The organism is Albidovulum sp. (assembly GCF_049646345.1).
Lineage (GTDB): Bacteria > Pseudomonadota > Alphaproteobacteria > Rhodobacterales > Rhodobacteraceae > Albidovulum.
The window spans coordinates 1-9,005 of sequence record NZ_JBARVQ010000001.1 but is presented as its reverse complement, the minus strand read 5'-3'; the positions used below and the strand labels follow the sequence as shown (position 1 = coordinate 9,005).

6 protein-coding genes and 1 pseudogene are annotated in these 9,005 nt (G+C 60.8%); 3 read left to right on the top strand and 4 right to left on the bottom strand.

Annotated features, from left to right (window positions below; translation table 11 throughout):
* The 3 genes and pseudogenes from WBB85_RS00035 to WBB85_RS00025 form a co-directional block, all read right to left on the bottom strand.
* A pseudogene (locus tag WBB85_RS00035) lies at positions 1-1,186 on the bottom strand (hypothetical protein); the annotation flags it as partial.
* Entirely contained in the window at positions 1,179-2,672 is a 1,494-nt protein-coding gene (locus WBB85_RS00030; RefSeq protein WP_432636574.1) for a glycosyltransferase family 39 protein, read from the bottom strand. The pseudogene WBB85_RS00035 and the gene WBB85_RS00030, both read right to left, overlap by 8 nt.
* Before the next feature lie 13 nt (positions 2,673-2,685).
* Positions 2,686-3,657, bottom strand: a complete 972-nt coding sequence (locus WBB85_RS00025) for an NAD-dependent epimerase/dehydratase family protein (protein ID WP_432636573.1) — start codon at positions 3,655-3,657, stop codon at positions 2,686-2,688.
* A 251-nt stretch (positions 3,658-3,908) separates the two neighbouring features.
* Here WBB85_RS00025 and WBB85_RS00020 point away from each other — a divergent pair, with 251 nt between their 5' ends.
* The 3 genes from WBB85_RS00020 to WBB85_RS00010 all read left to right on the top strand — a co-directional run bounded on the left by WBB85_RS00020 (position 3,909) and on the right by WBB85_RS00010 (position 7,679).
* Positions 3,909-5,255, top strand: a complete 1,347-nt coding sequence (locus WBB85_RS00020) for a nucleotide sugar dehydrogenase (RefSeq protein ID WP_432636572.1) — start codon at positions 3,909-3,911, stop codon at positions 5,253-5,255.
* A 339-nt stretch (positions 5,256-5,594) separates the two neighbouring features.
* The gene (locus WBB85_RS00015; protein WP_432636571.1) at positions 5,595-7,076 is read left to right on the top strand and encodes an NAD(P)/FAD-dependent oxidoreductase; all 1,482 of its coding nucleotides are present in this window, start codon (positions 5,595-5,597) and stop codon (positions 7,074-7,076) included.
* Between the two features lie 12 nt (positions 7,077-7,088).
* Positions 7,089-7,679, top strand: a complete 591-nt coding sequence (locus tag WBB85_RS00010) for a sulfite oxidase heme-binding subunit YedZ (protein WP_432636570.1) — start codon at positions 7,089-7,091, stop codon at positions 7,677-7,679.
* A gap of 516 nt (positions 7,680-8,195) precedes the next feature.
* On the opposite strand, the gene WBB85_RS00005 is transcribed toward WBB85_RS00010, so the two are convergent.
* Positions 8,196-8,327: a hypothetical protein gene (locus tag WBB85_RS00005; RefSeq protein WP_432636569.1), complete on the bottom strand. Its 132-nt coding sequence runs from the start codon at positions 8,325-8,327 to the stop codon at positions 8,196-8,198.
* Positions 8,328-9,005: the final 678 nt, after the last annotated feature.

Here is a 9,005-nt window from a genome sequence, read left to right as displayed (position 1 = left end):
TCCGGTGCGAATGATCCGAATGCAGGAATATCTGCGCCACGATCAGCCGCCTTGCCAGCGCGGTGAAAAGCGGGGCAGAGCCCGGTAGTTTTCGCGCGTAGTTCAGGGTCAGGTCGCGCTGAAAATGTTCGTTCCAGGTGTAGATCTGCGAATGGATCAGGAAGGGCGAAACCGCGTCTTCGTCTATCTCGACAAAGGCCTGCGGCAGGGTGTGAAAGCGCCCCCGGTCGGGACGGGTGCGGTTCCACCAGCGGTGCAGCATCGGCAGGAAGGCGTGCTGGCTGTCCTTCAGGGTCAGTTCCTGAAGGTTCGGCTGCGACGCAAGCAGGATACGCGCGGTTTCCAGCACGCCTGCGCCAAGGAAGGCGCGGGCACCGGTCACAGTCGTGCCATCGGCAAGATGCAGCGTGATCGCGCCCGCTTCTTCCTCTGCCCGGGTCACAACCGCGCCGGGGCGGTAGGTGAAACCGGGATGTTGCCGCAGATCGGTCAGCGTGTCGCGGGCCGACCAGATCAGTCCGAAGGGACAGCCATGCAGGCACAGGCCGCAAAGGTGGCACGATGTATCGACCGCCTGCCGTGGAGACCCCGCATGGACACCCATTTCCGCCAGTGCCACTTGCCGGGCCGACAGCCGTTTCAGCAATTCGCGCGCTTGTGGCGCGGGGTCGATCCCGGTCCGGCCATCCATCGGGAAGGCGGGCAGAAGGGTTTCCAGCGGGTCGCTTGTTCCCGCAACCGGCAGGAAACCGGCAACCGCCCGGTAATGTGGCGCGAGGTCGTCGGCGGTGATCGGCCAGCCCGCCATGTCCTTCTGGGCGTAAGGAAGCACTGCCGAACCCCAGAGGTTCGAGAGCCCTCCCGCCGCGCGCGAGGCGCGCAGGCCCATCCAGCCGGGCAGGTCGGCGAAGGTATCGGCACCGGGCTCCATCGCGAAATCCGAGCCGTAGCGACGGATCTGGCCGGGTGCCGCCTGATATTGCGGCGCCATCCAGTCGTCGCGCCCGGCCTGACCCCACGCACCCGGATCGGTGGCAGAAAGGGCGGCGCGGCGAGCTTCGGCCTCCGCCTCCAGCACCTTGCCGCCGTCGAGCATCAGAACGCTGCGCCCCCGCGCCAGCAACGCCTTGGCGGCGGCGACCCCGGACGGGCCGGAGCCGATGACGATATCGCTGGCTTCAGTCACGGCCAAAGACGATCACATTACCGTCGCCCAGCGTGCCGCCGAAACAACGGAGCGTCGTCAGAACGGGGGCGGTATGGTCGGGGGCACAGACATTCGTCGGGCCAAAGGCATCCGCATCGATGGCCAGTTGCGGCACGTCGCGGAAATTGCGTTCGGGGAAGCCGACGACAAGGATCACCGGGCCGGGTGCTGCCAGCGCCGCGACATATTCGTCATTGGTAAAGAGGATCGGCCAGTCGGCCTTGTAGTGATCACGGAAATCCTGCCCGGCATAACCGATGGCAAAGACACGTGTTTCAGGCTTCCGTTCCGCCTCGGTAAACGCATAGGCCCCTGCGAGGTCCTGCTTGGGGAAATCGTAGTTGCGCTTGGCGAGGCCTGCGGAAATCGCGGTCATGGCGATGGCCGACAGGATGAACAAAACGCGCGACACCCGCTCGCCACCGATAAAATGGCCGATCAGGGCGCAGCACAGCTGCACGCCCATGACGATCAGCAGCATCAGAAAGGCGATATCGACAAAGAAGAAGCGCGGCCAGATGCGCATGCCGACGGCCATCAAGAGCCCGGCGGTCAGGACGATATGCAGGAAGGTCGTCGGCGCGAAGAGCGGCGCGTCGCGGTGAAGCGCGATGGCGCCGAGGATCGACAGGATCAGCACCGCAGCACCGACCAGTGCGGTCAGGGGACCTGCATGGCCAATGCCCGTCCGGATCGCCTCGAACGCGGTCCAGAGCGGGTTCTGGTATTCCTGCATGACGTCGGTCGCCGAGGTCCCGGACACGTTGGAGACCGTGTCGATGAGGCTTGGCAACAGCGGCAGGTAGAATGCGGCCGTGATCAGCCCGCCAACGAGGAAACCCAGGAAGGGAAGCCGGATCAGACCGCCTTCCAGCCGCCCGCGTGGCCCGCGGATCGCAACCACGGCAAGCCAGATCACCCCCTGCGCCATGAAGAAGAAGGCGCCCGTCAGATGGGTAAAGACCGCGGCGGCAAGGCAAAACCCATAGGCAATCCACGTTCCGCGCCGGGGCCGTTCCATCCCGCGCAGGAAATAGAGCATTCCCAGGACCGAGAAGAAGGCGAGCCCGGTATAGCCGCGCGCGTTCTGGGAAAACCAGATCTGGTGGTAGCTGAGCGTCAGCAGAAGTGTCGTCACATGCGCGACCGTCGCACCGGCCATGCCGCGTGCCAGCACCCAGATTACCGCCAGCGTGCCCAACCCGAAAAGCATCGCCGGAAGCCGGATTGCCCAGGGATCATCGCCGAAGATCGTCATGGAGATCTTGGCAAGGATGTTGTGCAGGTAGTGATGGTTCATCGAATAGCTCTGAACCATCTCGCCCCAGCCGAGATTCAGATGGGTCACCAGTGTCTGGATCTCGTCATGCCACATCGGCGCGTTGAGGCCCCAGATCCGCAAGGCAACAGCCAGCGCGAGGATCGCGCCAAGCCAGAGCCAGTCCTTCTGTCCCTGTCCGATCATGATTGCCCTGCCTTCAAGCCGCCATCGCCGCGCGCTTTTCAGCGACGATATCGGCAATGATCTCGGAGAGTGGCCGGCGCGGGCGGAAGCCGGTGGCGCGTTCCAGTTTGGATACATCGGGCAGGCGGCGGGCCATATCCTCAAACCCGACAGGATAGACGGATTCGTATGGAATAAGCTGGATATCGGAGCGTGATCCGGTCGCGGCGATCACCTGTTCTGCAAGGCCGCGAATCGTGACCTCCTGATCGTTGCCGACATTGAAGACCTGACCTTGGGCGGCGGGCGTCGCCAAGAGCCGCATCATCGCCTCTACCACATCGGCCACATGGCCAAAGCAGCGCGATTGTTCGCCGGTGCCGTGAACCATCAGTGGCCGCCCCTCAAGTGCGGATTGTACGAAATTCGGCAGCACCATCCCGTACCGCCCGGTCTGGCGCGGGCCGGTCGTGTTGAAAAACCGCAGCACAATGGCGGGCAGGCTCGCCTCGCGCACATAGGCCAATGTCAGGAATTCATCGAGCTGTTTGGCCGAGGCGTAGGACCAGCGCAGGTTCTTGGTGGCCCCGATGACCAGATCGTCATCCTCGGAGAACGGGAACTTCGTGGCCTTGCCATAGACCTCGGAGGTCGAGGCGACGAAGGTCAGTTTCTTGTCCTTAAGCGCCGCCTTCAGCACGGTTTCGGTCCCGCCGACATTGGTCAGGATCGAGCGCGAGGGTTCGTCCATGATCAGCTTGACGCCGACCGCGGCGGCAAGGTGGAAGATCACATCGGCCTCATCCACCAGCGCCTGAACGGTCGGCGCGTCCAGAATCGTGCCCTCGACAAAGCGGAAGCGGTTGCTGCCCGCGAGGCTTGCGAGGTTTTCCCTTCTTCCCGTCGAAAGATCGTCCAATGCGGTGACGCTGTGCCCCTCGGCCACAAGTCGTTCCGCCAGATGCGACCCGATAAAGCCCGCGCCGCCGGTAATCAGAATTCTCATATCGCCTCACTCGAAAAAGCCGTCCGACCAAATCGCTTGGATCGTAGCATGCAGCTTTCCGAACGGCCATCGGCATGTCATATAAGCGATCAAAGATGCAGACGACATGAAACTGTCGCCAAATAGGGTACAACATTCCTGACTGGCGGCACGATCATTGCCGCACCTATAGTCATTGTGGCAAATTAGCCTTGGTGGTGGTGACGTGCTGCATTTCCGTGTGGTGCCGTTCTTTTGATACAGGGTTGTTTATGACCAACGTCTTTTCGCTTTATTCCACGCTGAAGGATCGAATTTCCCGGCGTGAGGCACAGGTTTCGACGGTCGGGCTCGGCTATGTCGGCCTGCCGCTGGCGCTGACAGTCAGCGAGTCGGGATTTGGTGTAACCGGGCTTGACCTGAATGCCGACCGGGTGGCCGCGATCAATGCGGGTGAGCGCGTGGTTTCGTACTTCCCGGAGACACGTGTGAGCGATGCCGTGGCGTCGGGGCGGTTTTCCGCATCCAGCGATCCAGCGGTGCTTGCCGATGCCGATGTCATTCTGATCTGCGTGCCGACGCCGCTGTCTGACACACGCGAACCCGACCTTGCCTATGTTGTCCGTGCGGGTGAGACGATTGCCAAATGGCTGCGGCCCGGACATCTTGTGGTTCTGGAAAGCACTGTCTGGCCGGGCGCGACGGCGACGGTCCTGAAACCGATCCTTGAAGCGCGCGGATTGCGTGCGGGAGAGGACTTCTTTCTGGCCTTCTCGCCCGAGCGGGAAGATCCGGGCAACGCGAATTACACGACCCAGACGATCCCGAAGATCGTCGGTGCGGATGATCACCGGTCGCGGGATCTGGTCGATCTGTTCTATTCGCAGTTCGTGACCAAAACTGTGCCGGTCAGTTCGCTTGCGACCGCCGAAGCGGTCAAGCTGGCTGAAAACAGCTTCCGCACGGTGAACATCGCCCTTGTCAATGAAATGAAGGTGGCGATGGAGGCGATGGGCGTCGATGTCTGGGAAGTGGTCAAGGCAGCCGCGACCAAGCCCTTTGGCTATATGCCCTTCTATCCGGGGCCGGGGATCGGCGGCGACTGCATTCCGGTTTCGCCGGTCTACCTCTCGTGGCGGGCCAAGGATGTCGGCTCGGCCATGCCGATTGTCGATCTGGCGCGGCTGAACAACGATCATGCCCCGGATCTTCTTGCGGGTCGCGTTGCGATCGAGCTTGGCAAGGCGGGTGCTGCGGTAAAGGGTGCGCGGGTCCTGATCCTCGGCATCGCCTACAAGAAGGATGTGGAGGACACGCGCGAAAGCCCGGCACTCGCTATTCTCAACCGGCTGGAAGAGATGGGCGCGTCTTGCGACTATCATGACCCCTACTTCCCCGTCATGCCGGTGACGCGCGACCATCCGGGGCTGGCCGGGCGGCAATCCGCGCCGCTGACGGATGAGGCACTGGCTGCCTATGATGCCGTTCTTGTGGCGACGGATCATACGAATGTGGATTACGCCCAGGTGGCGCGGTCGGCGCGGCTCATCCTCGATACGCGCAACGTTTTCGATGCGAAGGGCCTCTGCCCGGAGCAAGGTGCAGTAGTAAAAATCTAACGAAGTGTTAGATATGCATGTAGTTGAGGATGATTGGTGTGAATCGGACTGCGCGATCAGATGCGAAATGTGCGCAGCATTCGATTCGATGGGCCATCCTTCCGCGTGTGAGTTTGAGGGATGGTATGCTTATGGTTGTATGTAATGCTTTAGGCGTGGTGATCAATAGTGCACCATGTTCAACGAACCGGCACTTCTTGGTGGGATTGGTTCCAAATGTGGTGGTTCGGTGATGAGTAACCCAAAGGATCATTTTGAGGCCCGTGGGGCGCCATGTATAATGGTGGCTCAATGGGTGGTTTTTCAAAAAAACATAGTTGTGGAACGGTGGTAGGACAAATGCAGCAAGATGAACGTTGCCCGGTAGTCGTCATAGGTGGCGGCCCCGCAGGGCTTACGGCGGCTTACGAGTTGCAGAAACGCAGCGGCAAACACAAACCGCTGGTGTTCGAGGCTTCCGACATGGTGGGGGGCATTTCCCGCACGGAATCGAACAATGGCTATCGTTTTGATATCGGCGGCCACCGGTTCTTCACGAAGGTGAAGGAAGTGGAGGCGATGTGGCACGAAGTGCTGAAGGATGACTTCATCACCGTCCCGCGTCTTTCGCGCATCTACTACCGTGAAAAGTTCTTCGACTATCCGCTGAAGCTTTTCAACGCTCTGACCAATATCGGCCCCTATGAGTCGATGCGTATCCTGCTGAGCTACTTCAAGTGGCAGGTCCGGCCCTACCGCAAGGAAGAGAACTTTGAGGAATGGGTGATCAACCGCTTTGGCGGGCGGCTCTACATGCACTTCTTCCGCAGCTATACGCAGAAGGTCTGGGGTCTCAATCCCAAAGAGATCCGCGCCGACTGGGCGGCGCAGCGGATCAAGAACCTTTCGCTGTTCAAGGCTGTCTGGAACGCGATTTCGGGCGCCAATGATACGACCTCGCTGATCGAGGAGTTTCAGTATCCGCGCCTCGGCCCCGGTATGATGTGGGAAAAGACGCAGCAGATCGTCAATGAGCAGGGCGGCGAGGTGCATCTGCGCTCGGCCGTGACGAAGGTGAACCGCGACGGAAACCGTGTCACATCGGTCGATGTCACGAAGTGGCATGAAGATGGGCGTGAGCCGGTTGTCGAGCGTGTCGAGGGCGAACACTTCGTCAACTCAATGGCGCTGCGCGAGCTGATCCATGCCTTCGACCCGCCGCCACCGCCCGAGGTGGTCGAAGCGGCGGACATGCTCAAATACCGCGACTTCCTGATCGTGACACTGGTGCTGGATCATGCCGACCCGTTCCGCGACAACTGGATCTACATCCACTCGCCGAAGGTGAAGGTCGGCCGCATCCAGAACTTCCGCGCCTGGTCGAAAGAGATGCTTCCCGATCAAAATACCGCCTCGATCGGCATGGAGTATTTCTGCCAGGAAGGTGACGGGCTGTGGAGCATGTCCGACGCGGACCTGCGTGAGCTTGCCTCGAAAGAGCTTGAGCAGCTGGGCCTTGCCAAGGCGACCGACGTCATTGACGCGGCGATCATCCGTCAGCCGAAAGCCTATCCGGTCTATGATGGCGACTACCGCGCAGCTCTCGATGTGATCGAGGACTGGCTGCTGAGCCTTGAGAATTTCCAGACTGTGGGCCGCAATGGTCTGCATCGTTACAACAATCAGGATCATTCGATGCTGTCGGCGATGCTGGCCGCCCGTAACATCCTTGGCGAGAACAACGATGTCTGGAACGTCAATGTCGAACGCTCCTATCATGAAGAGTTCGAAGTGAAGAAGGAAGGCGAGGCCGGGTTGAAAACGGCATTCGCAGCGGAATAGCGAGCAAGACACATGAATGAACAGATCGGCCCGGTGCGGCGGCTGACGGATAACATCTATCTGCTCTGGGCGCTGCTGACGCTGCCTGCCGTCTGGTTCATCCTGCTCTGGTTTCACATCCTGCCGGGACGGGTGCCGTTCGTGCCCTGGACCGGGGTTCTGTCCTGCTGGCTTCTTATCCTCACGATGGCGGTGACGCCGCTTCAAATGCTGGTCGGCCCCCTGCCATGGCTGCGCAAGCGGCGGCGATATTTTGGCGTGGCGAGCTTTGGCTATGCCCTACTGCACCTGCTGTTCTGGCTGGTTAACGCAAATATGGGATCGTTGATCCGGTCCTTCAAACGGGTGGAGATTCTGACCGGCTGGATCGCTTTCCCGATCATGATCCTGCTGGCGATCACCTCATTCGATCTGGCGGTCAGAAAGCTGGGGCCGCAGTGGAAGACCTTGCAGCGCTGGATCTATCCAATGGCCGTGCTGACGCTGATCCATTGGGCGATGACGACGCATAACATGATGGAAGTCGTAATCTATTGCGGGCCGTTGGTGGTGCTGGAAGCCTGGCGCATCATGCGCAACCGGGGCCGGATGCGCGGAGCCTGACCGGTTCGCGGCAGGCGGATATCTTTGTTATTGCAATGACTTGATCGTAGCGATTCCCTGAAACGCTTTAGATCATCGCCCAATCGGTGAAGCGGTAAGCCACGCGCGGCTGCGGGGCCTGACGGTCGCCGGGACGGGGCTTGGGGACGGGCGGTTTCGGCGCGTTGCGTGTCATCTCTTCCTCCTTCACCTGAGAAAGACATGGGGGCGGTTCGCGTCCGTGCCAGAGGATGTTTCAGTGTTCTGGCGGGCACGTGAAAGGACGTGTACGGCCGGGATACCGCGTTAATCCGGACCCCCGGCCTGTTACCCTTCGGTCCCTTCGAAAATGCCTTTCATCAATATTGGCAGACTAACAGAAAGGGCACCGTTCCGCAGGTCGGGAAAACCGGACCGGCACCGGTCTGCGTTCCGTCGGCAAAGCGTCGGCAAAACGTATGGCACGGGCGCACGGCGGGTTCAGGCGGCGTTAGGGGGCAAGGGGTGGTCCCGGCGACCGGGACCACCCGGGAGCGTTCACTTGATCTTCTTGCCGGCGATCACGGTGTCGGCCTTGGCGGCACCGGAATTGGCGGTGGCGAGCACCTTCGGCTGCACCTTCTTCGGCTTCTTGGCTTCCTTGTTGCCGCGGCTTTTTTCCTTGGACATGGGTCTTCCCTTTTCGCGTGAGGTTCCGGGCGGCTGATGCCGTCCGGTCCGATGCTCAGGGGGGTGTCAGGGGAGCCTGCCTTGGCCGGGCAGGGCGATGATCCCGATGGGCAGCAGGGGGCGGTTTGGCCTGTCCTGCAAAGTGGAATCTAGCGCAGGCGTTGCGGGCCGCAAGGGGAACCCTGGGGCCGTGAGCGGAAATTGATTTGGGCCGGGTTCCGGGGGGGCGAATATTATAGGGCGGGGTTCACCCCGCCATTTCGGGAGAGAGCCGGGGTGAACCCCGGCCTACGGTTCGGCTCGTGCGTTCGCTTAGGCGCAGAGGGTCAAGGCTTTACGTGCCGAAGCCCCGGAGGTGAAAAGCGGCAGCACCATTTTACATGAGCACTCCAGCCAACGTTACGGTTGCGCTCGACAATGCCATCGGCACTCAGGTCTTCCCGTTCACCAGCTTCGCTCAAATCCTCGCAGAAGACCGAGACAGCAAGCCCTTCGGAAAGATGTACGGCATTCCCTTCACTGTCCTCGCGAGTACCGGACGCCGATAAAAGTACAAGATCGGGCTCTGTCATTTCGTTGAAGTCGACACGGAAGCGGGGAGTAGTCATGGTGATGCCAGTGTTTTCATGTCGGTGAGGGTAAACCGTCTTTCCGCGCCTTCAATCCCTGATTCAATGA

Bases quoted from the DNA above. Each gene is read 5' to 3' on its own strand.
- WBB85_RS00030 (WP_432636574.1), bottom strand. From the start codon at position 2,672: ATGATCGGACAGGGACAGAAGGACTGGCTCTGGCTTGGCGCGATCCTC.
- WBB85_RS00025 (WP_432636573.1), bottom strand. From the start codon at position 3,657: ATGAGAATTCTGATTACCGGCGGCGCGGGCTTTATCGGGTCGCATCTG.
- WBB85_RS00020 (WP_432636572.1), top strand. From the start codon at position 3,909: ATGACCAACGTCTTTTCGCTTTATTCCACGCTGAAGGATCGAATTTCC.
- WBB85_RS00015 (WP_432636571.1), top strand. From the start codon at position 5,595: ATGCAGCAAGATGAACGTTGCCCGGTAGTCGTCATAGGTGGCGGCCCC.
- WBB85_RS00010 (WP_432636570.1), top strand. From the start codon at position 7,089: ATGAATGAACAGATCGGCCCGGTGCGGCGGCTGACGGATAACATCTAT.
- WBB85_RS00005 (WP_432636569.1), bottom strand. From the start codon at position 8,327: ATGTCCAAGGAAAAAAGCCGCGGCAACAAGGAAGCCAAGAAGCCGAAG.